The organism is Ruegeria sp. N7 (genome assembly GCF_056531345.1).
The window spans coordinates 78,536-103,930 of the sequence record NZ_JBQFLR010000004.1; the positions used below are offsets into that span (position 1 = coordinate 78,536).

Here is a 25,395-nt window from a genome sequence, read left to right on the forward strand (position 1 = left end):
AGGGCGCGGCGACGGATCGCGTGGATCAATTTCATTCCACCGCCCATCATGCAAGACTATTGAGGGAAGGGGCGACAATGGCGAAATCCAAACTACGAGATCTGCCGGATCTCAGCGCGCAGGCGCACGCCGGGGCAACGTTTCATCTGAAAGTTACACCCAAGGCCGCGCGCGACCGGGTGGTCGTGAAAGACGGGCAGATCAGGGTATTTGTCACGGCACCGCCTGACAGCGGCAAAGCCAACCATGCGGTTCAGGTGATCCTTGCGAAATGTCTTGGCGTTGCCCCTTCGACACTGACACTCAAGCAGGGGCAAACCGCGCGCAACAAGGTGTTTGTCTATGTGCCCTAAGGCCCCGTTTCACGGATCTGGTAAACACCCTCGGGCAGGTCCAGCGCTGCGGCCAGATCGCGGACCTGTTCGGGCGACAAGGTGATCTTTTGCACTTGGTCGGTTCGCGGATCAAACTGTTCCAGCGTGACGCATTCGGCGAAATTGTTGATCACAACATCCTCTTGCAAAGGTTTTTCACCTTCGTCCACAAGCGTTATGACCGTCGAGTCGAATTCATGCTCAATCGAAAACATAAGGACAGAGTGCAAGCCGTCGACGCGCAATGCAAGACGTTCGTTTCAAAGCATTGTGTGGTTACTCTGAACAGCACGTACTATGTTGAAATCACGGTCAGACCGAGCCGAAGGATGTAACATGCGCAGACGCTTTGTTTTGGTGCTTCCCCTGCTGCTTGCGGCCTGTGCGGAAGGTGCATTGCGCGTGCAACCCGCCGCGGATTGGCTGGGTGAAGGGCCGGAGTCCGAAACCATGGCCCAGACCTTTCGCGAAGTCAGCCAGAACATTGGGGCCGAGGCTCGCAGCCAGTGTTTGAAACAATCAAGGCCTCAGAAATGCGATTTCCGGGTTCTCGTTGATCTGAACCCACGTGCGCCGGCCAATGCGTTTCAGACATTGGACGACCAGAAGCAACCCACCATAATCTTTACACTTGCGATGATCCGTTCCACACAAAATGCAGATGAACTGGCTTTTGTCATGGGGCACGAGGCGGCCCATCACGTGCTGGGCCACATCGCACGGCAAAGCGAAAATGCCAGCGCAAGCGCAACTGAGTTCGGAAAGGCGGAAAAGCTGCGCGGGGGCGACGCCGCCGACATAGAAGAGGCCCAGAAAGTTGGGGCGCAGGTTGGTGTTCAGGCTTATGTGAAGGATTTTGAGCTTGAGGCTGACCAGATGGGCACGATCATTACACATAATGCGGGCTACAACCCGCTGATCGGGGCAAAGTTCTTTGATCGCATTCCGGATCCCGGTGACAGGTTTCTGGGCACCCACCCGCCAAACGCGCAGCGCGTTCACATCGTGCTTGAAACCGCGACACAACTGGGACTGACGCAATGACCGATCTTGTGCGCCTTGGCGTGATTTTGACGGATCGCGGGTCGAAATATGCGGTATCTGGCGCGCCTGTGGCGTCACGCGCGGACGTCGACGCGGTTTTGGACCAACTGAAGTCCGATAAATCCTATGCCAAGGCCACACATAACACCTGGGCCGCCTCTTTGCCGACCGGCGCGCTGAAGGCTGATGACGGGGAGAGCGGCGCCGGTATGGTAATCCTGCGGATGATCGAGCGTGCAGGGCTGGACAATCACGTGATCATCGTCACCCGCTGGTACGGAGGCAAAAAGCTGGGTGGGGACCGTTTTCGCCGCGTTCAGGATGCAACCCGGGCCTATCTGGACCACATCGGCGCCCAATCTTGACCTGTATCAAAGTCTGACCTTCCGGATGCGCTAGGATTTCGTAAAGCGCGAAAGGGAAAGGATACAGCATGCCCACCCGAGAGTCCTTGCGGCTTCATGCCGGATTGGTGGACGATATGGCCAGAATGCTGGACATCGATCTTGAGGAAGCAGCCATTGGCGGCAAGCTATCTGTCGACCAGATTTCTGACGCAGTTCTGCGATGTACCGATTGTCCGAACCCGGATCATTGTCAGGATCTGCTTAAGAAAATGGCGACCGCTGGGCGGACACCTGAATATTGCCGTAACCAGGAGTTACTGCACAAATTGATGCCTTAACTGTCAGGTTCGCCATGCCACGTCTCGGTGAAATCATGGCCCACCTGCGCTTGGTACTGCGGATGGGCGAGGTCACAGGAACCGACCTGGCCGCAGCCTATCGGGACGGTCACCTGAAACATGAGGATTGGGCCGAGATCGTGCAGCAATGCCGAGGCTGTGCCTGGGCCAGAACCTGCCCAGAGTGGCTGGAACGGCGCGAACAGATTGATCATGCCCCATGCACATGCCCGAACCGTGAGCGTTTCAAGGCCATCAAAGCTTTGCAAGCGGAGGACGCGTGATGCCTCGGGATATTCTGGGTGAGGTCGAAAAGCACTTTTGGTTGACGCGCTCTGTCTCGCGAAGCATGGGAATTTCACTGAGCGAAGCCATGGCCGAAGGGCGGCTGTCGCCCGAAGAATACGCCGAACTGGTCACGCGCTGTCGCGCATCGGGTTGTGATGCGCAATGCACCAGCTGGCTGGCTCAGCGGCAGCATCCAGCGGATACGGCCCCGGATTTCTGTGCAAATTCAGAGACACTGAACCGATTAAAAGGTTGATCAAAGGTCTTTGTGCGTTCCATCGCATAGCGGCGCGTTTGCACTGTGTTTGCACCCGCAAAAGAAGACCTTTTTGCTGGTCTCGGCCGTGTATTTCACCGGTTCGAACCCACTGCCTTTATGTGAGCCATCGCAAAAGGGTTGGCGGTTCGATTTTCCACACGCGCACCAGAAATAGGTTTTCCCTTCGACAACCTCGACTGAAAAAGGGGTTTTCTGGGCAATAACGGGTGTGTCTGACATGTGGCTTCTCCGTCTTTGGCTGAAACGTCGCACAGTTTAGGACGATGCAGACAAAAAGGTAGCTGTAATGCCGCAAGGATCATCATTTGGGCTTCGAACTGGCATGGAATCGCTCTTCCTCACGAGGAAGTGACCGTTTCAGTTGCCAGATTGCCGTTCAGCCCGTACTCTGGAAACGGCCCGAAAAGCTGGGCAATATCAGAAAAGTAATAGAGGATTGACGGACATGAAACTGAAACTTGCAGCCGTTGGCGCATTTGCTCTGGTCCTGACCGCTTGTGCGCAGCAGGAAGAACCGACCCCTGTTTACGTACAACCCGACTACGACAAGTATGGCTCGGCCAGCTGCTCGGCAGGCTATGAACTGGCAACAACCGAAGCAGGTCAGACTGTCTGCAACCCGGTTTCTCAGTAAGCTTATCGCAGGCGGTCTGATTGCGGACCGCCTGCACCATTTTCAGGATTTATCGCCGCCATTCATGGCGGTTTATTTCTACCTGCGCTGTAAGGGGTAACTATTCACCCGAGGGCATTATGGGCAGGTTACTGGCGTCAAACGGGTTTCCCCCACAGATCGTATTCCCCCGCCTCGTCCACTTCGACCGTGACGATATCGCCGGGTTTGAGGCTTTCGAAGCCCTCGTCAATGAACAGGTTGCCGTCGATCTCGGGCGCGTCCGATTTGGTGCGGCAGGTGGCGGCTTCGTCATCCACTTCATCGACGATTACTTGAAGCGTTTGTCCGACTTTAGCTTGCAACTTGGCTTCTGAAATGGCCTGAGCCTTTTCCATGAAGCGATCCCACCGCTCTTGTTTGATTTCGGCCGGGACATGATCAGGCAGGTCGTTTGAGCGCGCACCATCCACGTTTTCGTATTGAAAACAGCCGACACGATCCAGTTGCGCCTCGTCCATCCAGTCCAGCAGGGTTTGGAATTCGGCCTCGGTCTCACCCGGGTAACCGACGATAAAGGTCGAACGCAGGGTGATATCGGGACAGATTGCGCGCCAGGCCTGAATTTCGTCCAGAGTTTTGGCCGCTGCGGCGGGGCGGGCCATCCGTTTCAGAACATCCGGGTGGGCGTGCTGGAACGGGATATCCAGATAGGGCAGTATGTTGGACCCGGCGTCCGCCATCAGCGGGATCAACTCGCGCACATGTGGATAGGGATAGACATAGTGCAGCCGTACCCAGGCATCCAACTGACCCAGTTCTCGGGCCAGATCGGTGATGTGGCTGCGCGCCTCGCGGTCTTTCCACGGGTTCACATCGTATTTCCGGTCCAGCCCATAGGCCGAAGTATCCTGCGAAATCACCAACAGTTCACGCACGCCATTTTCGACCAGCTTTTCCGCCTCACGCAGAACCGCATGGGCCGGACGGCTGGCCAGTTTTCCCCGCATATCGGGGATGATGCAGAACTTGCATTTGTGGTTACAGCCCTCGGAGATTTTCAGATAACTGTAGTGGCGGGGGGTCAGTCGAACACTGCTGGCGGGCAGCAGATCGACGAACGGGTCAGGGTCAGGGGGAACGGCGGCGTGAACCGCATCCAGTACCTGTTCGTACTGATGCGGACCGGTGACCGCCATGATGCGGGGGTGGTGTTCGCGGATGTAATCCGGTTCGGCCCCCAAACAGCCGGTGACGATGACCTTGCCGTTTTCAACCAGTGCCTCTCCGATTGCGTCCAGCGATTCCGCCTTGGCGCTGTCGAGGAACCCGCAGGTGTTCACAATGACGGCATCGGCCCCGGCATAATCGGGCGAAATGCCGTATCCTTCAGCACGAAGCCGGGTCAGAATGCGTTCGCTGTCGACCAAAGCTTTTGGACAGCCCAGCGACACCATACCGATCGTCGGCTGGTTTGAACGGGGTGTCTCGGTGATCCGGGCGGCCGGAGCCAGGTCAGGGCGGAGGTTTGGCGGGTTCGTCGTCATGGCGCGGCATATAGTGGGGAAAGCTTCCCCTTGCAAATGTGACGTGCGATTTGAATGATCGCGGCAAAGACAAGCCAAAAGGCGGAGAGCAGATCATGAAATGGCTGATACGCATCCTGTTTATTGTTGTGGCGGTGGTTGGGCTGGTCATTGGCGCGCTATTGCTGATGCCCGGCGACAAGCTTGGCGCGATTCTGGCTGAGCAGGTCAAAGCCCAGACAGGGCGCGAACTGACATTGAGCGGCGATGTGCGCCTGTCGTTCTGGCCGGTACTTGGGATGGAAACCGGGCCTGTGCGTTTTGGGAACGCCAGCTGGGCCGGGCCAGAGCCGATGTTGAGCGCTGATAGCCTTGCCGTGGGCGTGGATGCTGCTGCGCTTTTGAATGGGGATCTGCGGATCAAACGCGTTTTCGCGGAAAACCCGGTGCTGCGGCTGGAACGTTCGCAAGGGCGCGGAAACTGGGAGCTGAGCGCGCCTGTGACCACCGCGACTGCCACACCGTCTGCGGGGACGGTTCCGGCAGGCGCATCGTCGACCGTAACTTTGGAAGAGTTGCAGCTAAATAATGCGCGACTTATCTATGTGGAAGACGGTGCCACGCAGATGGATTTTCCTGATGTCACCTTGTCGGCCAGTTGGCCTCAGGTCACTGCGCCGATGGTAATGGAAGCATCAATGCCTGTACCCGGAGGTGCTGTTCAGGTTGATTTGAAGATCCCGGACTTGCCAGCTTTTGCCGCAGGGTCCGTAACCGCGCTTGAACTGGCCCTGACTGCACCGGGTGGTGAGATAGGCTTTGACGGCCACGTCAATCTGGCCGGAGAGATGGACGGGACCACAAAGATCACCACCCGAGATACGGAAAAGATGCTGGCGGCCTTCGGTCAGGCGGGTGTGGCTGTGCCGTGGGGATTGGGTAACGTTGCCGATATCTCTGCGCAAATGACCTATACGCGGGACGGTCGGATTTCCCTGCGGAACATGACAGCGCAGTTGGATGGCAACCGGTTCGTCGGAGAGGCGGATATCACCATTTCCGATCCCCCTCAGATCGTCGCACGGTTGGATGCGGGCGATCTTGACCTGTCAAAGATATCCGAAACCGGCGCCGGGTCGGGTGGCGCGTCTCAACCTGCGTCACCAGTTCAGGAAGGCTGGTCAAAAGACCCAATCGACGCATCCGCATTGGCTTTGGCGAATGGCAATATTCGCCTGACGGCCAACTCAATCGCGGTTCCCGGCATGACCTTTGGGAAAAGTGACCTGACGCTGACACTGGACCGCGCGCGGGCGGTTCTTGCCATGCATCCGGCGACGTTGTTTTCGGGTCAGTTGAATGGGCACGTGGTTGCCAACAATCGCAATGGCCTGTCCGTGGGTGGCAAGGTGACGGCAAGTGAGATTGATCTGAAACAGGCGTTGTCGACACTGGCCGGTGTCGAACGCCTGTCGGGAACCGCGGCAGGAACCGTTGAGTTTCTGGGTGTCGGTCGGTCTGAGGATCAGATCATGCGGTCTCTCAGCGGTAAGGGAAATCTGGATGTCGGGACGGGGGTAATATCCGGTTTCGATCTGGATCGACTTATGGGGCAGGGGACCGGATCGGGCGGAACAACGGTGTTCAACAGCCTGTCGGCCAACTTCACCATCGATCAGGGTGTAATGACGAATAACGATCTGCTTATGTCGCTTAAGAATTTCCGCGCCGATGGTCAGGGGGTCGTGGGTCTGGGTGCGCGCAATATCGATTATCTGTTCACGCCCGTAGCTTTGCGGGCCAATTCGGGGCAGGGCATATCGGTGCCTGTGCGTATCGTTGGCCCGTGGAGCAACCCGTCAATCAAGCCGGATCTGACCAAGGTCATCGAAGCGGCGGCAGATGTGAAGGTCAAAGAGCTGGAAAACGACGCGAAACAGAAAGTTTTCGAGAAGGTTGGAAACGAGCTGGATACCACCATCACGGACAGCGATCAGATCGAAGATGCGCTTAAGAACAAGCTTGAAGAAGAGGCGAAGAAAGGGCTGCTCAAACTGTTTGGCGGAAACTGAGCAAGTGTTGCGCTTGGGGCGATCAGATATGCCCCAAGCAGTTTTCCTCAGATGGTCTGGTCGTAATCGCCAACACCGGGTTCGGTTCGGATCACCGCATCGATATCGGCAAAGATCGCCCGCATCTCAGCCTCGCTTTCGCTGCTTTCACAGACGACCACCAGATTGGGTGTGTTGGATGAAGCCCGCACCAGCCCCCAGCTGCCATTGTCCAGAATGACACGTGCGCCGTTCACCGTAACGACCTCTTTGATCGCACGGCCTGCGAGTGTTTCGCCCGCATCTCCCTTGGCAACCAGCTTGTCGACCAGTCGCTGCAGGATATCGTATTTTTCGGTATCTGCTGCATAGGGTGACATGGTGGGCGTCGACCAGGTCTTGGGCAGAGCTTTGCGCAGGTCGGACATGCTTTGATCCGGGTTGCGGTCCATCAGTTTACAGATCTCGACCGCGACGCGCATTCCGCAGTCATAACCGCGCCCGACCGGCTCGGCCAGAAAGTAATGGCCCGACTTTTCAAACCCAGCCAGCGCACCGATTTCTTTGACGCGCCGTTTCATGTGGCTGTGGCCGGTTTTCCAGTAATCTGCCTTGACGCCAAGGGCCTGCAACTCGGGATCGCTGGCAAACAGGCCGGTGGATTTCACATCAGCGACAAAGGTCGATCCGGGGTGCAGCTTGGCCAGATCGCGGGCCATGATCACACCCACCTTGTCGGCAAAGATCTCTTCGCCTTCATCATCGACGACGCCGCAGCGATCACCGTCACCATCAAACCCAAGTGCCAGATCGGCACCGCTGGATTTTACCGTTGCCGCCATGTCATGCAGCATTTCCATCGCTTCGGGGTTCGGGTTGTAGTTTGGGAAGGTGTAATCCAACCGGTTATGGCTGGGGACGACCTCAACCCCCATCCGTTCGAAGATTTCGGGCGCAAAGGCCGAAGCGGTGCCGTTTCCGGTTGCGCAGACAACCTTTAGCGGGCGGGACACTTTGAAATCACCGACGAGGTCGTCGATATACGCTTCCTTCACGCCCTCGACGAATTCCCAAGATCCACCCTCATGCGCCTGACCTTCGCCGTTCAGAACGATGTCGCGCAATTCAGACATCTCGTCGGGGCCGTGTGTCAAAGGGCGGTCAAAGCCCATTTTGACCCCAGTCCAGCCGTTTGGATTGTGGCTGGCCGTAACCATCGCCACGGCCGGTACATCCAGATGAAACTGCGCGAAATAGGCCATTGGGCTAAGCGCAGGGCCAATGTCTTTCACGCGGATACCGGCCTGCATCAATCCCAGGATCAGGGCGTTTTTGATCGCCAGTGAATAGTCACGATAATCGTTTCCTACGGCGATCACGGGTTCGATCCCGCGCCTGCGCATTTGGGTACCCAGCCCAAGGCCCAGCGCCGTCATGCCCGGCAGGTTGATCTCTTCCGGATATTTCCAGCGGGCGTCATATTCGCGAAACCCGGTGGGTTTGATCATCGCGTCACGCAGAAAGCTCCAGGTATTTGGTGTTACCTCGGGAATTGGTTTGGTCATAACAAGTCTCAGTCGTTAAATCTGAATAGGATCAGCTTTGGCCAGCGCATCAAAGCGCATCAAAGTGTCAATGAGTTGGGGCATCTGATCCAACGGAATCATGTTGGGCCCGTCCGAAGGAGCATTGTCCGGATCCTGGTGTGTTTCAATGAACACCGCGCCAATACCCAGCGACACGGCGGCGCGCGCCATGACCGGAGCAAATTCGCGTTGCCCACCCGAGGAGCCACCTTTTCCGCCCGGTTGCTGCACGGAATGGGTCGCATCCATCACTACTGGATACCCGGTCTGGGCCATTTGCGGCAGGGACCGCATATCAGCCACCAGTGTGTTATAGCCGAACGAAGTGCCACGTTCGGTCAGCAGGATATTATGATTCCCCGTGCTTTCGATCTTGGACACGATATTGGGCATCTCCCACGGCGCGAGAAACTGACCCTTTTTCACATTGACCACAGCGCCCGTATTGCCCGCAGCCAGCAGCATATCCGTCTGGCGGCACAAAAACGCCGGGATTTGCAGGACGTCTACCGCCTCGGCGGCGATGGCGCACTGCGCTTCGGTATGAACATCGGTCAGGACCGGAATGCCCATTGTCTTGCGGATGCTATCCAGAACCTGCAACCCGGCATCAATGCCCATGCCGCGCTTGCCGGACAGTGAGGTCCGGTTCGCCTTGTCATAAGATGCCTTGAAGACATATTGCGCACCGGCTGCATCGCAGGCCTCTTTCATCTTGCCAGCAATCATCTGTGCGTGGTCTGCCGTTTCAAGCTGGCAGGGGCCCGCAATGATAGTCAGCGGAAGGTCGTTGCCGACTGTCAGGTCGGAGATTTTTACATGTTTCATGAGTCTTATGAGGATACCTGTTCACGAAGGACCGACGCGGTAAGCGAGATCATGAGGTAGATACCAGCAAACAACAGGAATGCCAAAATCGTATTTTCGAACTTGCGCGGATAGCTGGGTTCCTGACTTGGGATCGGGTTCACCGAGACGGTCAGGTAACGCACCTGCCGGTTAGCTTCGGATCGGGTCGATTCCATTTGCTGCATTGCCGTTTGCAGCATCATGTCCCGTGCCGCCAGATCCGCCTGAGCGATCTGGATGCGCACGCTCAACCGCGCCAGCGAATTTTCGCCATCGGAAGCATCCTGCATCTCGGCATTCAGTTGTTCCAGCACCTTTTCAAGCCGGGCAATGTCAGCCTTGACGCCGTCGACCTTGGCTTTGTTCGGGCGCAGGTTGTCTTGCAGGGCGGCAAGTTCAAGCTCTTTGTCCTGCACCAATATCTCGATCTCGTTGATGCGGGCGCGCAGGCTGGCAATGACATTCTCGGGGTCCAGCACCGCCCCTTGAAGCTGAAGCTCGATCAATTCCTCCTGCGCCTGCCGCCGCGCCTCCTGCGCCGCTTCAAAGCTTTCCAATGCGTCGCGCATCTGGTCTTCGCGCTTCTTGCCGGACAGGGCATTCACCCGATCTTCGGCGTAAGAGATCAAACGCTCCGAGAACTCGGTCGAGGTCTGTGCGTCTGGTGCAACAACCTCCATCCGGATGACCCCTTCGGTTGGATCATACCCGATTGTGATCATGCGTTTGAACAGCTTGTATGCGTCTTCCAGCGTGGCGTCGGGTGATAGCCTTTGAATCGGATCAATCACTTCCTGCTTGAAGACATCAGAAAAACCGGCGTCCCGATCCAGCAGTAACAAAGCCTCTTTCGATTCCAGGAAAGATTGAACCGAGATTGAATCTTGCGTGGTGGCGAATTGCGTTCCAGCGAGCAGCCCGCCGATGGAACCCGGCCCGCCATCGGCTTGCAGGATCAGAAACTCGGAATCGCTGGCATACATCGGGGTGGCGATGCGATAGAAATAAAACCCCACAACAAAGGTCGGAAGGAACACAAAGGCGGCCAGACGCGCGAACAGGCCAAACAGTTTACGCCTGCGTCGGCGCGCGATGTCCTTCTGAATCTGACCGATTTCAAGGTTGCGCCGCTCAGCCGGGCTGAGCTCGGGTCCCGGAAGGTTTGGCGTGCTTGCGCCTATGGATTGCGGCAACTGAATGCTGATCTTGTCTTTGACCTTCGAGCTGTCGACCTGTGCAGAGGGCTTTGCCGCGGCAAGATCAAGAAGGTTCGTGCGCTGAAACGGATCAATGCCTTTCTTGCGCAGCAAGCGCACCGCATCATAGTCCGATGTTGCTGCCAGTCCGTGTTTCTGCGCCAGTTTTCGCGCAATGCGCAACTGGCGACCTGTCAGACCTTCGCGCTTGATGTCGTCAATTTGCGTGCCTGGCTGGGCCTCGGCCGCCGGTGCCTGGCCTTGCGTCGCGCCTCGTATGCGCGAGATTGCATCCGCACGCGCCTCGGCCGAATCGTCCACCGGGCGATTGCTGCGCCAGTTGTACTTTCTAACCTTGGGTTTCGTAGTCATATAGCTGCTTTGCCTCTTCCAAGGAGTCAAACATGTACAATTGCCCGTCCAGCAGAACGGCGGCCTGCTGCGCGAATTTTTCCAATACAGTCGGGCTGTGCGACACGATCACCAATGTCGTAGTGCGCAACCTTTCCTTCAGGATCGCCCCTGCCTTTTCGTTGAATTCAACATCTGTAGATGCTGGCATCCCTTCATCGACAAGATACATGTCGAAATCCAGCGCAAGCATCAAAGAAAACGTGAATCGCGACCGCATCCCCGACGAATAGGTGGACAGCGGCTGTTCGAAATATTCACCCAAACCGCAGAGCCATTTGCAATACGCCTCAACATAGTCCGGGTCCATGCCGTAAATCTTGGCGATGTATCGCGCGTTCTCAAGCGCTGACAACTTGCCGGTCACACCCCCAGTGAATCCCATTGGAAACGAGACCCGGCATTCGCGGCGGATTACACCCTCGTCGGGCTTTTCCAGCCCGGCCATCATGTTGATCAGTGTGGTTTTGCCAGTACCATTCGGGGCCAGAACGCCCAGCGACGTGCCCAGTTCGACACGGAATGAGACCCTGTCCAGGATCACCTTACGGCGCGTCCCGGTCCAGAAGGACTTGCTGACATTGTCGAATTCCAGCATTCGCAGCCTGCTGCTCGTTTCCGTTGTGTTGCCGCGTTTTTGGCGGTTAGAAAGGATGGTTTTTACCGATCCATGTTGGCTACATTATGTCGAATTATGAAACAAATGTTCAATGCGTTGCTGCCGAACCCGCAAACAACTGATCGGTTGTCGGCAATTCCGCTGCACTTCTGGTAATCTGCCGCACCTATATTATGTGGTTTCAGGCCTGATCTTTGCAAAACAGCTTTGGGAGGTTTCGCAACCAGATGAAAGATTTAGATGGCGAAATCTGCGCGTGTCGCCTGTGCGCCGCGTCTTTCGCGCAAACCAGAACTGCTCATGAACCCCGCCCGGTGGTCTGGTTTCGGCGCGGAACACCCATCCTGATCGCAGGGCAAGCACCGGGTGCGCGCGTGCACGAGTCGGGGCAGCCCTTTACTGACCCGTCAGGCGACAGGCTGCGCCACTGGCTTGGGGTCGATGAACCTGTTTTTTATGATCGTGACCTTGTGTCGATTGTACCCATGGCATTCTGTTTCCCCGGCTATGATGCCCGCGGCGCGGACCTTCCTCCGCCCGCGATATGCGGCAAAACCTGGCATGACAGGGTGATGCAGGAACTGGGGCAGGTGCCGTTGACGGTGTTGGTCGGTGGTCATGCGCATAAATACCATCTGGGAGTGCGCGGGTCGGTGACAGATACCGTTCGGAACTGGCAGGACCATGCGCCGCGGGTCTTTGTCTTGCCTCACCCGTCCTGGCGGAATACGGCATGGGTAAAGAAAAACCCGTGGTTCGAGGCAGAACTGCTGCCGGTTCTGCGCGCGCGGGTCCAAGAGGTGCTGAATGATTGAAACCACAGCGTTGGACACGGCGCATGCCGCGATGCTGGCAGATCCGCAGAACGATGCTGCCCGTCTACGGTTTTTTGAGCGGCTTGCAGATAGTGAGCTGTTTTTGATGTTGACCGAGGAAGCGGTGGGCGAAAACATCTCGCCCGAGGTGTTCGATGTGGCCGACGGGCGCTTTGTGTTGGCGTTCGACCGCGAGGAACGATTGGCGCGGTTTGCCGGGAGGCCTGTGCCTTATGTTGCGCTGTCGGGGCGTGTGTTGTCGGGGATGCTGGCAGGGCAGGGTATCGGGCTGGGCCTGAACCTGGAAACTGCGCCATCATCCATGCTGGTGCCTGCCGAGGCCCTGGGCTGGCTGGCCGAAACGTTGCAGCATGGCCCGGAAGAGGTCGAGGAAAAGCTTGCCGAGTTCATGCGGCCCTCCGGTCTGCCGGACAGCCTGTTGACCGCCCTCGATGCAAAGCTGGCAACTGCTGGCGGGCTTGCCAGTGCGGCCTATCTGGTCGCCACGAAATCCGAGGGGGGCGCTCAGGGTCATTTGCTGGGGTTTGTCGGTGCGGTCGAGGGGGCCGAGCCAGCGCTGGCCAAGGCTGCTTCTGAGGCGTTGACGTTTTCGGGGATCGAAGCGGGGGCGATGGATGTCGGGTTCTTTGCCACAGATGACGCCGCTGCCGCGCTGCTGGCGAAGACGGGGCTTCGCTTTGACCTGCCCGAACCGCAGGTTGCAGATCTGGTGCGCGAGGTTCCGGGCAGCAATCCCGCGAAACCGCCAATTCTGAAGTAACGGCCAAAACGCAAACACGCGGCGCACAATGCACCGCGTGTCACTAGGATGGGACTCTGCTATTCCGCAGCAGCTTCCAGTTTGTCCTGCGTACGTGTTTCGAAATCACTGGCGTCGTGACGCTCGTGAAGCTGCGTGTGCGGCTCGCCAAAGGCGCGGTTGACCATACGGCCACGCTGAACCGCAGGCCGTGCGTCAATCGCCTTGGCCCAGCGCACCACGTTCTTGTAGGATTCCGCGTCAAGGAACTCTGCCGCGCTATACAGACGGCCCAGAACCAGTTGACCGTACCACGGCCAGATCGCCATGTCGGCAATCGTATATTCCTCGCCCGCGATATAGGTCTTGTTCGCCAGTTCCCTGTCCAGAACGTCCAGCTGGCGTTTTGCCTCCATCGCAAAGCGGTTGATCGGGTATTCCCACTTTTCGGGCGCGTAGGCGTAGAAATGGCCAAACCCGCCGCCCAGATAAGGGGCGCTGCCCATTTGCCAGAATAGCCAGTTCATGACTTCAGTCCGTTCCGGCCCGGACGCGGGCAGAAACTCTCCAAACTTCTCAGCCAGATGAAACAGGATCGAGGCACTTTCAAACACCCGAACCGGCTTGTCGCCAGAGCGATCCCAAAGGGCCGGAATTTTCGAGTTTGGGTTGGCCTCGACAAACCCTGAACCGAACTGGTCGCCATCGCCGATGTTGATCAGCCAGGCGTTGTATTCAGCACCTTCGTGACCCAATGCCAGCAACTCTTCCAGCATTACCGTGACTTTGACACCGTTGGGCGTGGCAAGGGAATACAACTGCAAAGGGTGACGTCCAACCGGCAAGTCCTTGTCATGGGTTGCTCCGGCAATAGGTCGGTTAATGTTGGCGAACTGTCCGCCACTTTCACTGTCCCATGTCCAGACTGCTGGTGGGGTATACGAAGATTGGTCGCTCATTTCTTGCCTTTCATGCCTTTGTCCGGGCCGCGTTCGATGCAGTCTTACAGGTAGTGTTGCAATCCGCCGAGTCCAACCCAGCTTTTCCGGCATAATTTGTAATAATCCGCGACCAAACTCTCACGTTTGCTCGAGAGGGGTCACAGCGGCGCGAGGAGGGCTACGAACAGAATGGGAATCGCATATTGTTTTGCCAGACCTGCCATCACGGCGTCACCGATACCGCTGGAACGAAAAGGATAAACTACATGAAACGCTTTGCTTTGACCTTTGCTGCGGCCATGGCCCTGGCCGTTCCGGCATTTGCCGGGCCGCAATATATTGACGGCACAGGGTTTGCCGTCTCGGGGTATGATGTTGTCGCCTATCGCAACCTGGATCAGGTACCGGTAGGTCAGCCACAGCACGAAGGCGTGCGTGGCAATGCCAGCATTACTGCCGAATACAATGGTGCAACCTGGGCATTCTCGTCCGAGGAAAACCGCGACAAATTTCTGGAAAACCCGGCCTATTATGCGCCGCAATATGATGGGCACTGCGCCTATGGCGTGTCGCGCGGTGGCAAGGTTCCGGCAAACCCGAACTTGTGGCGGATCGTTGACGACAAGCTGTATCTCAACATCACGGATGTGGTCGTCGGGTTCTTCGAAGAAGACATTCCGGGCAACATCAACCTTGCTGAAGGCAACTGGCCGGGTATCGAGCCGTCTGACGCCTCGACCAGCGTGATCCCGAAATTTACCTCGGAAGGTCCGGTGAAAAACTGACCTGGCCGCAAATGCACAAAGCCCGGCTTAACCAGCCGGGCTTTTTCGTTCAGCCTGCAAGCCAGAATTGATCCCGTATCGCCTGATCCGCGTCAAACCGGATCCTGACGCTCTTGGCACCCGGAAATTTGCGTTCTCGGATCGTATCGGGAATGACGACTTCCCCAGCGCCCGTGTCGCTGGATTGAAAGCTCAGGATTTCCGCTGTGGTGTGCCGCGCACTGGTCAGAACGGTCGTTGGCAAAGCCACACGATTTGCGCCCTGATTAACCGGTGTCGTGACGAAGTAGGTCAGGTGTCGCCCAAAGCATCCGACCGCGTCGGGGACATGGTCAGCAACACCGCTGCCACATTTGGGTTGAATACCAGGCTGACTGTTCATATGCGACAGCACTTGCCCCGGATTCAGCATTGCCTCACAGGCGGCAATATCCTCTTGCGGAAGCTCGATGATACGTTTTTTCAACCGTGCCCGACGTGGTTGCGGCGGGCCAGCAGCGGCACCGCCCTTTGTCGCCAGCCCTTCTTTGCGCAGAAAATCATAGGCTGCCTTGGCGCGCGAAAACCCGGAACTGTCGCCTTCCTTGTGATCAGGATGCGTGTGAAAGGCGATGTGACGCCAGGCCTCTCGTATTTCACTGGAATTGGCAGACGGGTTTAGGCCCAGATCTGCCAGGGCATCCGTGCGTGCCCTAACCTTATCGACAGGTTCCATACTCAAAACACTCATTAAAAACTACACAGCCCTAGTGTTGCCGAGGGCATGGTTTTGTCAAATTTCATGGTTGATTGAGAGGGAAGCTGACAACAATCGCGATGCGAAGATTCTATTGTTCCGCAAAGGTGTGAATTCGCGGATACGACTGTGAAACAGGTCACGCATAAGAAAAGGAAAACGCCCGGGAAAATTCGTAACCCGGGCGAATCATTGGATTTTTCAGTTGTCAGGCGACGTTTTGAAGATCGACTTGTGGCGTAATTCCAAGGGCAAAGCACACATCGCGCGTCAATTCCGGGCGGTTGAGGGTATAGAAATGCAGCTTGTCCACACCACCTTCGATCAGGTCCGAGCACAACTCGGTGCAGATCGCAGTTGCCAGCAGATCCTCTCGCCCGTCGCGCACGGCCTTTTCAAAGGCTTGTTCGACCCAATCGGGAATATGTGTGCCACAGCTTTTGGCGAACTTGCGCGCACCTGCCCAGTTTTCTATCGGCAGAATGCCCGGAACGATCGGTTTGTCGATACCCGCCTTTGCGCAGGCATCACGGAAACGGAAGAAGGTTTCGGCCTCGAAAAAGAATTGCGTCAGCGCTTCGTCAGCGCCCGCGTCAAGTTTGGCCTTCAGCCAGTCCACGTCTGCTGACATGTCGGCGGCTTCAGGGTGCTTGTCAGGATAAGCCCCGACACGGATGCTGAACATTTCGGTTTCAGCCAGCGCCTCAATCAACTCAATCGAACTGTTAAAGCCTTCGGGGTGCGGTACGAACCGATCATGCCCTTTTGGCGGGTCGCCCCGCAGGGCCACGATGTCCTGCACGCCCGCACGTGCGAATGTGTCGGCGATTTCCAGCGTTTCCTGCCGCGAAGCGTCAACACAGGTCAGGTGTGCAGCGACCTTCAAACCAGAGGATTTATGCAGGGTTGCGACCGCGTCGCGCGTCAGTTCCCGGGTCGTACCGCCTGCACCGTAGGTGACGGATACAAAACGGGGCTCCAGCGGTGCCAATGTCTGGACCGTATCCCAAAGGCGGAAAGAAGCCTCCAGAGTTTTGGGCGGAAAGAACTCGAATGAAATTTCGGGTTTGGACATGGCTGCCTCACTGGATCAACTGACTATCTTGTGCCATGACGGGCATTGTGAGACAAACTCATATTATTCAACAACAACATGAACGATACTTGAGATGCATATTGAATTCCGGCACCTGCGTACCATAAAGGCGATCCATGAATGCGGTGGGTTGGCGCGCGCTGCCGACCAGTTGAACATCACTCAATCCGCATTGAGTCATCAGATCAAAGGGTTGGAGGATCAGGCCGGGGTCGAGCTGTTTCTGCGACGTTCAAAGCCGATGAAGCTGTCAGCCGCCGGTTTGCGTCTGCTGCGGTTGGCCGAGCAGATCCTGCCGCAGGTCGAGGCGGCACAGAATGAGTTTTCATCGCTGCGGGACGGGCGTACCGGGCGGATGCATATCGCCATCGAATGCCACGCGTGTTTCGAATGGCTGTTTCCGGTTCTTGAATCTTTCAGGAAATCCTGGGGCGACGTGGATGTCGATATCCGACCCGGTCTGGCCTTCGACGCCCTGCCAGCCTTGCAGAAGGAAGAGGTTGATCTGGTGGTCTCATCCGATCCCGAAGACCTGCCGGGTGTCGAGTTTGTGGAGCTGTTTGACTACAACCCCGTCTTTGTCGCTGCATCAGCCCATCCACTGGCGGAAAAAGCCTATGTCGAGGCTGAGGATTTCCGAGGCCAGACCCTGATCACCTACCCGGTGGAACGCACACGTCTGGATGTGTTCAGCCAATTGTTGATCCCTGCACGGGTCGAACCCGCCTCGATCAGGCAGGTGGAACTGACAGCTGTCATCCTGCTTCTGGTGGCCTCAAACCGAGGCATCTCGGTTCTGCCGGATTGGGTCGTGCGCGAGGTCAAATACAACTCGGACTATGTGACCCGCCCCCTGACCAAAGAGGGGATCACGCGTCGCCTTTATGCAGCGGTCCGTTCAGAAGATCTGGACAAGCCCTATGTGCAGGAACTGGTGAAACTGGCCCGCGAAGAGGCGCGCAAGCTGCAATCCCGGTAGAGGCGTTTTCTGCGGGTCTGTTATGCACATCATTCCTCTTGGCAAGGAAGCCTTGCGGCAGTATACGCGCGGTTTGACCGGACAGGAGCCTTTTTACAATGGTTGGCAGTGCAAATCTCAACATCATGATCAAGGCCGCGCGCAAGGCGGGGCGTTCTTTGGTCAAGGACTTTCGTGAAGTCGAGAATCTGCAGGTGTCGATGAAAGGCGCTGGTGACTTTGTGTCTAAGGCCGATATCGCGGCCGAAGCCATCCTGAAGGACGAGTTGCTGGGCGCACGCCCGACCTATGGCTGGCTGGCTGAAGAGGGTGGCTCCATCGACGGAGAAGACCCGACCCGCCGCTGGATCGTTGACCCGTTGGACGGCACCACCAATTTTCTGCATGGCCTGCCGCACTGGGCGATTTCCATCGCGCTGGAGCACAAAGGCAAGATCGTAGCCGGCGTGATCTATGACGCCGCCAAGGATGAGATGTTCTTTGCCGAAAAAGGCGAGGGCGCGTGGATGAACGACACCCGAATTCGAGTGTCGGGGCGTCACCGCATGATAGAATCGATCTTTGCAACCGGCCTGCCCTTTGGGGGTCGTTCTGACCTGCCTGCAACCCTGCAGGATCTGGCGCGTCTGATGCCCGCTTGCGCCGGTGTGCGCCGTTGGGGTGCTGCGGCGCTTGACATGGCATATGTGGCTGCGGGCCGGTACGAAGGCTTCTGGGAACGCCGCCTGAACGCGTGGGATGTCGCCGCCGGTATCATCATCGTGAAAGAGGCGGGCGGCTTTGTGCAGGCCCTGAACCCCGAGGGTAACGCGCTGGAAGATGGTGAAGTGATCTGTTCGAATGAACCAATCTTTGATCAATTCGCCAAAGTGATCCGGGGCTGATCGCCCACAGGCGCTAACTTAAGCGATCCATAAATCAGTCTTGCTCTGTTTTGGAAGGCGTAGGACTGGTTTCATTCCCGAGTTAAAGGGCCGGAGCGGGCTTGTTTCCGTTCATGGTGATGTAGTTGACATTTGGGTGGCCGCACGGGAAGCCGGTGCCTGCCGACGCAGCCGGAAGGTCGCGGTCTCCCAGTCACTTTTGCGGCTTGCCAGCATCATAGGCCCTATGGCCATTCACTATCGTCCGCTTCGGCCTGCGCAGCGTCTGCCGAGATCACGGTTTGTATGACGTTGGTGTATTGAAGCGGCCCCGCGGGAGTGCAAGCTGGCTGGAAACAACATGCCAGATGCTTTTGGCGGATAAGATCAAGATCTGGTCACATGACCGTTCGGTTGCCTCATTGGTTGACGGAATAACGGTCATGGGACCCAGAAAGAATGGTCAGGCGTGGCGATTACATATCGTTGCGGGGCGACGGACATATTCCGGGCCATTGAGGTTACCGACGGGCATAGTGGTGAATGCCACAAGCACTTTCCGGTTCATACCGGGGATATTGCCGATGGTGCCCGCGCCAATGAGAGGCCGTCGCGGCTGGAGTATATTCTGGAGAGCGGTGCCGATTTCATTGTCCGTTCGGGATGGCCCGCGTATCAACAATCGTCACCAAATAGCGATGTGTTCAGCATGACGTGTACAAGTTCGGCTAAAACTGGCTTTGCCGCGAAAGCCAGAGACCGGCGAAGCGCGAGTGGAAGGCCACGCGAAAGGAGAACCTGCTTCCCATAGAGTACTTCCACACTTTGTCGTCACGCTGCCAGCCGATCCCGAGCACCACGTCCGGACATGACAGCCGTGCTATGGGGCCGCTGCTATCCTTCCAGGTGCTTGCTGATGCGGCAGGTCGATTCTCAGATCACCTCTCCAGTAAGTCCCGCAGACGAAAGTACCAGATCGCGGCAGTGCCGTAATATGGGTGCAAGCGATGAAAGGGGAGCTGCTTCATCCGGTCCGCCGGCAACGGCAGAGGGATGGAAGAGTTCGCCAGATGGGCACCAATTGCCGCCCCCAATGCACTGCCAAGCGCCAGACCTCTGCCATTATACCCCAGTGCGGCCGTGACTCCGGCAGCCGGTTGATAGATATGAGGCAGGTGGTCCAAATTCATTGCAGCGCGTCCAGACCACATAAATTCCAACTCTTGATTTTCCAGAGAAGGGAAAAGCGCCTTCAAGTCAGCATGGATACGTTTGAAAGAGTTCGGCCCGCGTGGTTCTGCAAAATGTCCTCGCCCCCCCACCATGAGACGGTTCCCCGGGCCAATCCGAAAATAATTAGCGATACGCCGAGTGTCCGATACAACGCAGCCTTCGGGCAAGATTGATTGGCTAATGCTTTCGGGCAGAGGCTTTGTGGCCACCTGAGAACTGTTGGCGGGCACCATTGTCTGGCGCAATCCGGGCCACAGGTGGCTTGTATAGCCGTTGGTCGCCAGCACCACCTGATCTGCTTTGATCTGCCCTTGTTCGCCTACCGACAGTTTCCATCCCGCGCCATCTGATTGTATCCGGGAAACAGGGGTCTTGCCGTAAATCTTACACCCGGCATCCGCAGCCGCTTGTGCAAGCCCGGTGGCATAATTCAGCGGGTGCACACAGCCAGCCCTCCGGTCTTTCCAACCTGCAACAAACCTTCTTGAACCCGTCTGACGAGCGACCTGCGCAGCATCCAGCCATTCGACGGAGGCCCCCCGCTTTTCCCATTGCTGCATCCGGCTTTGCAAAGTGGGGATATGCGAGGTTTTTACAGTTGTCTGAATCCAGCCGTCCTGGCGGTGGTCACATTGGATGTTATGTCTATCGATAATATCAAACACATGTTGCGCAGCACCGCCGACAAATTCGGTGGTTACCTCGCCATACATGCGGTCCAGCTTGTCAGGATCGTACTTGAGGCCGGGAATGACCTGACCACCATTTCTCCCACTGGCACCAAATCCAGGTTGCTCAGCTTCAACGACGATGACGTTTGCACCCGCTTCAGCAAGAGAAAGAGCACAGGAGAGGCCAGTGTAACCTGCGCCTACGATCGCGACATCAGCCTTGCAGTTGTCGGCCAAAGCGGGGAATTTTGGGGTGCTATTTGCCGTGGCGGACCAGATAGAGTCTAGCATTGCGGTCAAACTCCGAAACTCAAAATACGGTCGTCAATTTGTATTCTCTACCAGGAAATAGAGCTTGCGGACGTGGGAGTGGATTGCCCAGGTGCCTTTCCAACCTTTGGGCAGGGCAAGAAAATCATTCGCGCCAAGGGTTACGGAATGGCCACCATCGGCATCAGTGATCGTCGCCGAACCGGACAGAATGTGACAGTATTCTGCCATGCCACTACGGTCTGCGGTGAACTCGCCCGGAGTGCATTCCCAGATACCGATCTTGGTATCGCCTGTTGGCGATGTGTAAACGGGTGCAGTAGCTTCCTGTTGCCCCGGCGTCAGGGTTGTCGGTTTGGGTCTGTAGTCGCCAACTTGGATCGCATCGAGATCTTTCAGGCCAACAAGATTGAACATTGTTGTTCTCCGTAAATGTCATTGGGGCAGAGGCTGGATTTAACCAGCATCATTTCACCCTTGTTCAGGGTGTGTGACCCGCCTAAGGAATTCCTGGGTGCGCGGATGTGTTGGATTTCGCAAAACTTCCTGCGCCTTACCCTGCTCAGCGATTTGACCCTTATCCAGGAACAGCACGCGGTCAGCGACTTCCCGGGCAAATTGAATCTCATGGGTCACCACAAACATGGTCATGTGCTCCTCAGCGAGGGCGCGCATAACCTGTAACACCTCGCCGACCATTTCCGGATCAAGTGCCGATGTCGGTTCATCGAGCAAAATGGCTCTGGGTTGCATAGCCAAGGCCCGGGCAATAGCGACCCTTTGCTGTTGCCCGCCGGACAGCGAGGCAGGGTAGGCGTTGATTTTTTCGGCTAACCCGACCCGCTCCAGATATCCGATTGCGCGATCCCGCACCTCGGACTTGTCCTGTTTCAGAACATAAAGCGGCCCCTCCATGACATTCTCCAAAGCCGTTCGGTGGGGGAAAAGGTTGAAACGTTGGAACACCATAGCCACTTGCGCTCTAAGTTGGTGAATTGTCGGTGATGCGACATCGACACGCTTCCCATCGATCAGAATGTCACCTGCCTGGTAAGATTCCAGACCGTTTACGCACCGGAGCATCGTTGACTTACCAGAGCCCGAAGGCCCGATAAGGCAAACAACTTCGCCCACTTCGACATTGGCGTTGATACCTTGCAACACGTTCAGTGAGCCGAAGGATTTATGAACCTCCTTGAATTCGATCATTTTGCGTCGCCCATTTTGTTTTCCATTCGCCGGATCGCGATGTTCAGGGGGATGGTCAAGCTCAGGTAAAGCAGCGCAACCAAAGTAAAAATTGTCATGTTGTCGAAGGTTGAAGAAGCCAGTGTTTTTCCCCGCATGGTCAACTCGGCAACTGAAATAACAGAGACCTGTGAACTGTCTTTGAGTAGCATGATCGTATTGTTGCCATAGGGTGGCAGGACAATTCTAAACGCCTGCGGCAGTACCACTCGACGCATCATCATACCGTGCTTCATTCCGATGGCTTTTGCCGCCTCTACCTGGCCGCGGTCTACCGCCTCTATCCCCGCACGAAAGGTTTCGCCGATATAGTAGGAATAGGTCAGCGCCAACCCGATGATGCCAGCCTGAAACGCGGTAAGGTCGATGCCGATTTCGGGCATCACAAAATAGATATAGAACAAAACCACGAGGATCGGGATGCCGCGTATGAATTCTGTCAGATACCGAATACCTTGAGCAAGGACTGGGATTCCTGAAGTTCTGAGCAGAGCCCACAATAATCCCAACAAGGTTGATAAAAGCAGTGCAAGCACTGTGACGGCAATTGTAAGCTTCAATCCACTCCAAAGCAGAGGTAGATACTCGATCGAGCGTTCAAGAAAGGTTGACATTGGCGCTGTTCCTACGGTCGTAGCGCTGGCACATCACTTGGTGAGCTGCCAGCGCCCTCTTGCTGGATAGGGAAGTTTCTCAAAGGCCGTATTTGTTGAAGATGGCCTTCAGCTCACCCGAATTCTGCAACTTTGCTAACGCCTCGTTCACCTGTTTCAGCAGCTCGGCATTTCCTTTGTCTACAGCCAACCCGACTCTGCCCGGTTTCATTGGTTCATAGCCTTCAACCAGACGAACACCCAGATTGGGATTTTGTGAAATCTGGTATCCGACAATGGGGCCGTCGCCGAAACCCGCTTTGATCCGACCAAGTTGAACGTCGCGCATGATATCTACGATCGAGTCATACAACTTGATCTCGCCGAATCCCCCAATCTCCGCCAGGGAATCCGCGTACACAGTTCCAACCTGCGCTCCAATCACCTCGCCCGCTAGATCGTCTCGCGTATAGTTTTCAGGGTTGTCCGCAGCGACGAACATGGCGTCCCCATAGCTGTAGGGGCTGTCTGAGAAGTCAACGACCTCTGCGCGTTTGTCGGTGATCAGCATGCCCGCAGAGATAAGATCAATCTTTCCTGTGGTCAGCGCGGGAATGAGTGCCGAAAACGCAGTAACTTCAAATTGCATCTCCATTCCGATTTCCGCACCAATCGCATTTGCAATGTCAACCATGGCTCCTGTCGGTTGTCCGGTTTGGATATCAACAAACGTAAACGGCACACCCGTGGTCGTTACCCCGGCATTAAGAGTTTCCGCGAAAGTGCCGTTCGCAACAGACAGCCAGGTCGCTGCAGCGAGTGTGGTAAGTATTTTCATGTTCATGAAACTTCTCCTTGTTGGTTCTTCACTGTTCTGAGGTCCTGCGGACCCGCCTGACAGGTCAACATTCCTCGAGTGTAGATGAGATTGAAAAATTTTCGACATTCTTTCATTAAAATGAAATATTATGCTTATGCGGGCTTCTTCCACGGTCAATGTGAAAAGCTGGGTGTATTTCATGGACATGAAGAGTGGTGGAAGGTATTCTTCGTATTCAAGCAACGAAGAGAGCGTGTCTTTATCATTATGCCAAACAACTCAAATCACTCAGCAGCGGCTGCAACGGATGGAGTAAGCGAAGACGTGCGACTTGGTCGCGCGATACGCGATCGGCGTAAAGAACTGGGACTTACACTGACTTATATCTCTGACGAGGCAGGGATATCGGTGGGCCTTCTCAGCCAAATCGAAAGGGGGTTATCGTCGCCGTCGGTTCGGGTCTTGCGCTCGATCAGTGGCGCGTTGCGGTTGTCGGTACTACAGCTGTTCAGTGTAGATGAAAACGAGGCGGCAGATGATGAGAGCTATATCGTTCGGGCCAATCACCGCAGGTCAATTGATCTCAGCAGTAAAGGGGTGTTCAAGTCCTTTTTGACAGCGCACGACGAAGGTGAATTACAGGTCATGGATCTAGATCTTGAGCCGGGTGGCGGATCAGGTGATGAACCGTATTCTCATGCCGGTGAGGAATGCGGGGTCGTGATTGAAGGATGTCTGGAAATATCGATTGATGGCAGGCCGCATATCCTGAACCAAGGGGATTCATTTCATTTTGAAAGTAGCCTCCCTCATCGGTATCGAAACCTTGGCGAGGGAAAATGCAGGGTTATCTGGGCAACGACTCCTCCAATCTGGTAGTGTTGAGGCAGGGTGTTCAGCAATGAACCGCTCAACGTCAAACTTTTTTCGGAGCTTGGGCAACGCACCTGGCTGCTCGGAGCGAAATCTGACACCTCAGGTGCGAACAATTACCGTGCCGGTGAACGGCGAGCGTGCCTTGCAACCCTGATTTTGGAATCTAATCTCGCAGGGCCAAGCTTGAATGGCTGGTTTTAACCCGCGCGGCGGCGTTGAGAATGAAGCAGCCGCGGCGGTTCCCATGCCGCGAACACGCGCACCAAATCTGGCATGCTGACCCCGAGTTCTCTTGGCACCTTCGCCGCGTTCTGCACGAACGGCAACAACCGCTCACAGGATGCGTGGGCTACCCAATTTTGGTATTCGATTTGGTAAGATAGCGCCCATGGGCTGATCGCCCCTCAGTTCAGCTTTATCGACGCGGAACGCGCGGTATACGTGACTGCGACAGCTTGTACTTTGCCTCAGGGTGGGGCGGGTGCCCGTGCGTGCGGTTCCAGAATTGCACGCCACCGCGTCGCAGCCATAGCGGCACGCATAGGATCAGCCCTACTGCAAATCCGCCGGTATGGGCCCAGTAGGCGATACCGCCTTCGTCCGGGTTGCTGGTGACGCTGCCAAAGAACTGTATCGCTAACCATACGCCCAGCATGATGAAAGCGGGGATGGTAAAGACCCTGAAATAGACAACCAGGATCAGCAGAATATCCACACGCGCTTTGGGAAACAGCAGCAGGTATCCCCCCATGACACCCGCAATCGCGCCCGAGGCGCCGACGGTAGGCACCTGAGAGTCCGGCCCTGTAACCACATGGATCAGACCTGCGCCGATACCTGCGACCAGGTAGAACAGCAAAAAGGGCAGATGGCCCATTTCGTCTTCCAGATTGTCGCCGAATATCCACAAGAACAGCATGTTCCCGGCCAGATGCATCCATCCCCCATGCAGGAACATGGATGTCACAAGGGTTTCCAGACCAACCCCGTCACTGACCCGCGCCGGGATGATGGCATAATCGAAGAACAGCCGGTTAATAAGTGGCGCATCATTCATGATCCCCACATAGCTGAGGAAGATCAGGATGTTGGCCGCCAATAAGGCGTAGACAACATAAGGCGTGCGCCCCGAGGGGTTATGGTCGCGGATCGGAAACATGAGGTGACGCTGGGCTTTTGCGCGCCCA

30 protein-coding genes are annotated in these 25,395 nt (G+C 56.3%); 14 read left to right on the top strand and 16 right to left on the bottom strand.

Features of this window, described 5'->3' with window-relative positions:
• Positions 1-77: 77 nt before the first annotated feature.
• The gene (locus ACR0ES_RS07775) at positions 78-353 is read left to right on the top strand and encodes a DUF167 domain-containing protein (RefSeq protein ID WP_267364245.1); all 276 of its coding nucleotides are present in this window, start codon (positions 78-80) and stop codon (positions 351-353) included.
• Here the strand turns inward: ACR0ES_RS07775 and ACR0ES_RS07780 are convergent.
• Positions 350-589 carry a hypothetical protein gene (locus ACR0ES_RS07780; protein ID WP_267364243.1) on the bottom strand — a complete coding sequence of 80 codons (240 nt, stop codon included), beginning with the start codon at positions 587-589 and terminating at the stop codon, positions 350-352. The genes ACR0ES_RS07775 and ACR0ES_RS07780 overlap by 4 nt on opposite strands.
• A gap of 121 nt (positions 590-710) precedes the next feature.
• Between ACR0ES_RS07780 and ACR0ES_RS07785 the strand changes: the two genes are divergently transcribed.
• From ACR0ES_RS07785 to ACR0ES_RS07805, 5 genes are all read left to right on the top strand, one after another.
• Positions 711-1,418 carry a M48 family metallopeptidase gene (locus ACR0ES_RS07785; RefSeq protein ID WP_480773755.1) on the top strand — a complete coding sequence of 236 codons (708 nt, stop codon included), beginning with the start codon at positions 711-713 and terminating at the stop codon, positions 1,416-1,418.
• On the top strand, positions 1,415-1,783 hold the full coding sequence (locus tag ACR0ES_RS07790) for a YigZ family protein (protein ID WP_480487612.1): 369 nt from the start codon (positions 1,415-1,417) through the stop codon (positions 1,781-1,783). The genes ACR0ES_RS07785 and ACR0ES_RS07790 overlap by 4 nt, the downstream gene beginning before the upstream one ends.
• Before the next feature lie 68 nt (positions 1,784-1,851).
• Positions 1,852-2,103: a DUF6455 family protein gene (locus tag ACR0ES_RS07795; protein WP_267366457.1), complete on the top strand. Its 252-nt coding sequence runs from the start codon at positions 1,852-1,854 to the stop codon at positions 2,101-2,103.
• 14 nt (positions 2,104-2,117) lie between these two features.
• Positions 2,118-2,387 carry a DUF6455 family protein gene (locus tag ACR0ES_RS07800; RefSeq protein WP_267366459.1) on the top strand — a complete coding sequence of 90 codons (270 nt, stop codon included), beginning with the start codon at positions 2,118-2,120 and terminating at the stop codon, positions 2,385-2,387.
• Positions 2,387-2,647, top strand: a complete 261-nt coding sequence (locus ACR0ES_RS07805) for a DUF6455 family protein (protein ID WP_480539282.1) — start codon at positions 2,387-2,389, stop codon at positions 2,645-2,647. Before ACR0ES_RS07800 ends, ACR0ES_RS07805 begins: the two co-directional genes overlap by 1 nt.
• On the opposite strand, the gene ACR0ES_RS07810 is transcribed toward ACR0ES_RS07805, so the two are convergent.
• On the bottom strand, positions 2,648-2,890 hold the full coding sequence (locus ACR0ES_RS07810; protein ID WP_480773753.1) for a CDGSH iron-sulfur domain-containing protein: 243 nt from the start codon (positions 2,888-2,890) through the stop codon (positions 2,648-2,650).
• A 226-nt stretch (positions 2,891-3,116) separates the two neighbouring features.
• Between ACR0ES_RS07810 and ACR0ES_RS07815 the strand changes: the two genes are divergently transcribed.
• Positions 3,117-3,305 (top strand): hypothetical protein, encoded by a 189-nt coding sequence (locus ACR0ES_RS07815; RefSeq protein WP_209504738.1) that lies wholly within the window; start codon positions 3,117-3,119, stop codon positions 3,303-3,305.
• A 137-nt stretch (positions 3,306-3,442) separates the two neighbouring features.
• Here the strand turns inward: ACR0ES_RS07815 and rimO are convergent, their stop codons facing one another.
• Positions 3,443-4,831 (bottom strand): 30S ribosomal protein S12 methylthiotransferase RimO, encoded by a 1,389-nt coding sequence (rimO, locus tag ACR0ES_RS07820; protein WP_480505964.1) that lies wholly within the window; start codon positions 4,829-4,831, stop codon positions 3,443-3,445.
• A gap of 95 nt (positions 4,832-4,926) precedes the next feature.
• Between rimO and ACR0ES_RS07825 the strand changes: the two genes are divergently transcribed.
• Positions 4,927-6,882, top strand: a complete 1,956-nt coding sequence (locus tag ACR0ES_RS07825; protein WP_480773752.1) for an AsmA family protein — start codon at positions 4,927-4,929, stop codon at positions 6,880-6,882.
• A gap of 47 nt (positions 6,883-6,929) precedes the next feature.
• On the opposite strand, the gene ACR0ES_RS07830 is transcribed toward ACR0ES_RS07825, so the two are convergent.
• Genes ACR0ES_RS07830 through ACR0ES_RS07845 form a run of 4 tightly spaced genes read right to left on the bottom strand, consistent with a single transcriptional unit; the run spans position 6,930 to position 11,501 of the window.
• On the bottom strand, positions 6,930-8,426 hold the full coding sequence (locus tag ACR0ES_RS07830) for a phosphomannomutase/phosphoglucomutase (RefSeq protein WP_480773751.1): 1,497 nt from the start codon (positions 8,424-8,426) through the stop codon (positions 6,930-6,932).
• Positions 8,427-8,441: 15 nt separating this feature from the next.
• A complete protein-coding gene (gene kdsA, locus ACR0ES_RS07835) occupies positions 8,442-9,275 on the bottom strand; it encodes a 3-deoxy-8-phosphooctulonate synthase (protein WP_480487624.1) in 834 nt (277 codons plus the stop codon).
• 5 nt (positions 9,276-9,280) lie between these two features.
• Positions 9,281-10,864 (bottom strand): KpsE/RkpR family capsule polysaccharide export protein, encoded by a 1,584-nt coding sequence (locus ACR0ES_RS07840; protein WP_480870080.1) that lies wholly within the window; start codon positions 10,862-10,864, stop codon positions 9,281-9,283.
• On the bottom strand, positions 10,842-11,501 hold the full coding sequence (locus ACR0ES_RS07845; protein ID WP_209504732.1) for an ABC transporter ATP-binding protein: 660 nt from the start codon (positions 11,499-11,501) through the stop codon (positions 10,842-10,844). The genes ACR0ES_RS07840 and ACR0ES_RS07845 overlap by 23 nt, the downstream gene beginning before the upstream one ends.
• 248 nt (positions 11,502-11,749) lie before the next feature.
• Between ACR0ES_RS07845 and ACR0ES_RS07850 the strand changes: the two genes are divergently transcribed.
• Together ACR0ES_RS07850 and ACR0ES_RS07855 are read left to right on the top strand one after the other, a co-directional pair.
• On the top strand, positions 11,750-12,337 hold the full coding sequence (locus ACR0ES_RS07850) for a uracil-DNA glycosylase family protein (RefSeq protein ID WP_480870082.1): 588 nt from the start codon (positions 11,750-11,752) through the stop codon (positions 12,335-12,337).
• Entirely contained in the window at positions 12,330-13,118 is a 789-nt protein-coding gene (locus ACR0ES_RS07855; protein ID WP_480870084.1) for an SseB family protein, read from the top strand. Before ACR0ES_RS07850 ends, ACR0ES_RS07855 begins: the two co-directional genes overlap by 8 nt.
• 59 nt (positions 13,119-13,177) lie before the next feature.
• Here ACR0ES_RS07855 and yghU read toward each other — a convergent pair whose 3' ends face one another.
• Positions 13,178-14,056, bottom strand: coding sequence for a glutathione-dependent disulfide-bond oxidoreductase (gene yghU, locus ACR0ES_RS07860; RefSeq protein WP_480482182.1), 879 nt, complete (start codon positions 14,054-14,056; stop codon positions 13,178-13,180).
• 248 nt (positions 14,057-14,304) lie between these two features.
• Between yghU and ACR0ES_RS07865 the strand changes: the two genes are divergently transcribed.
• The gene (locus ACR0ES_RS07865) at positions 14,305-14,823 is read left to right on the top strand and encodes a YHS domain-containing (seleno)protein (RefSeq protein WP_480475567.1); all 519 of its coding nucleotides are present in this window, start codon (positions 14,305-14,307) and stop codon (positions 14,821-14,823) included.
• Positions 14,824-14,872: 49 nt separating this feature from the next.
• Here ACR0ES_RS07865 and ACR0ES_RS07870 read toward each other — a convergent pair whose 3' ends face one another.
• Together ACR0ES_RS07870 and metF are read right to left on the bottom strand one after the other, a co-directional pair.
• Positions 14,873-15,538 (bottom strand): DnaJ domain-containing protein, encoded by a 666-nt coding sequence (locus ACR0ES_RS07870; protein WP_480870086.1) that lies wholly within the window; start codon positions 15,536-15,538, stop codon positions 14,873-14,875.
• Between the two features lie 229 nt (positions 15,539-15,767).
• Positions 15,768-16,634, bottom strand: a complete 867-nt coding sequence (metF, locus tag ACR0ES_RS07875; RefSeq protein WP_480773748.1) for a methylenetetrahydrofolate reductase [NAD(P)H] — start codon at positions 16,632-16,634, stop codon at positions 15,768-15,770.
• Between the two features lie 94 nt (positions 16,635-16,728).
• Between metF and ACR0ES_RS07880 the strand changes: the two genes are divergently transcribed.
• Positions 16,729-17,634, top strand: coding sequence for a LysR family transcriptional regulator (locus tag ACR0ES_RS07880; protein WP_480482174.1), 906 nt, complete (start codon positions 16,729-16,731; stop codon positions 17,632-17,634).
• A gap of 98 nt (positions 17,635-17,732) precedes the next feature.
• Entirely contained in the window at positions 17,733-18,518 is a 786-nt protein-coding gene (locus ACR0ES_RS07885) for an inositol monophosphatase family protein (RefSeq protein WP_480773747.1), read from the top strand.
• A gap of 917 nt (positions 18,519-19,435) precedes the next feature.
• Here the strand turns inward: ACR0ES_RS07885 and ACR0ES_RS07890 are convergent.
• From ACR0ES_RS07890 to ACR0ES_RS07910, 5 genes are all read right to left on the bottom strand, one after another.
• Complete coding sequence (locus tag ACR0ES_RS07890; protein ID WP_480773746.1) at positions 19,436-20,692, bottom strand: NAD(P)/FAD-dependent oxidoreductase; 1,257 nt, start codon at positions 20,690-20,692, stop codon at positions 19,436-19,438.
• A gap of 33 nt (positions 20,693-20,725) precedes the next feature.
• A complete protein-coding gene (locus ACR0ES_RS07895; RefSeq protein ID WP_480773745.1) occupies positions 20,726-21,088 on the bottom strand; it encodes a cupin domain-containing protein in 363 nt (120 codons plus the stop codon).
• Positions 21,089-21,142: 54 nt separating this feature from the next.
• The gene (locus tag ACR0ES_RS07900; protein WP_480557754.1) at positions 21,143-21,880 is read right to left on the bottom strand and encodes an amino acid ABC transporter ATP-binding protein; all 738 of its coding nucleotides are present in this window, start codon (positions 21,878-21,880) and stop codon (positions 21,143-21,145) included.
• On the bottom strand, positions 21,877-22,533 hold the full coding sequence (locus ACR0ES_RS07905; protein WP_480870088.1) for an amino acid ABC transporter permease: 657 nt from the start codon (positions 22,531-22,533) through the stop codon (positions 21,877-21,879). The genes ACR0ES_RS07900 and ACR0ES_RS07905 overlap by 4 nt, the downstream gene beginning before the upstream one ends.
• Positions 22,534-22,612: 79 nt before the next feature.
• A complete protein-coding gene (locus ACR0ES_RS07910; RefSeq protein WP_480773743.1) occupies positions 22,613-23,356 on the bottom strand; it encodes an ABC transporter substrate-binding protein in 744 nt (247 codons plus the stop codon).
• A 78-nt stretch (positions 23,357-23,434) separates the two neighbouring features.
• On the opposite strand from ACR0ES_RS07910, the gene ACR0ES_RS07915 reads away from it, so the two are divergent.
• Entirely contained in the window at positions 23,435-24,211 is a 777-nt protein-coding gene (locus tag ACR0ES_RS07915; protein WP_480870090.1) for a helix-turn-helix domain-containing protein, read from the top strand.
• Between the two features lie 412 nt (positions 24,212-24,623).
• Here the strand turns inward: ACR0ES_RS07915 and ACR0ES_RS07920 are convergent, their stop codons facing one another.
• Complete coding sequence (locus ACR0ES_RS07920; RefSeq protein ID WP_480870092.1) at positions 24,624-25,367, bottom strand: rhomboid family intramembrane serine protease; 744 nt, start codon at positions 25,365-25,367, stop codon at positions 24,624-24,626.
• Positions 25,368-25,395: the final 28 nt, after the last annotated feature.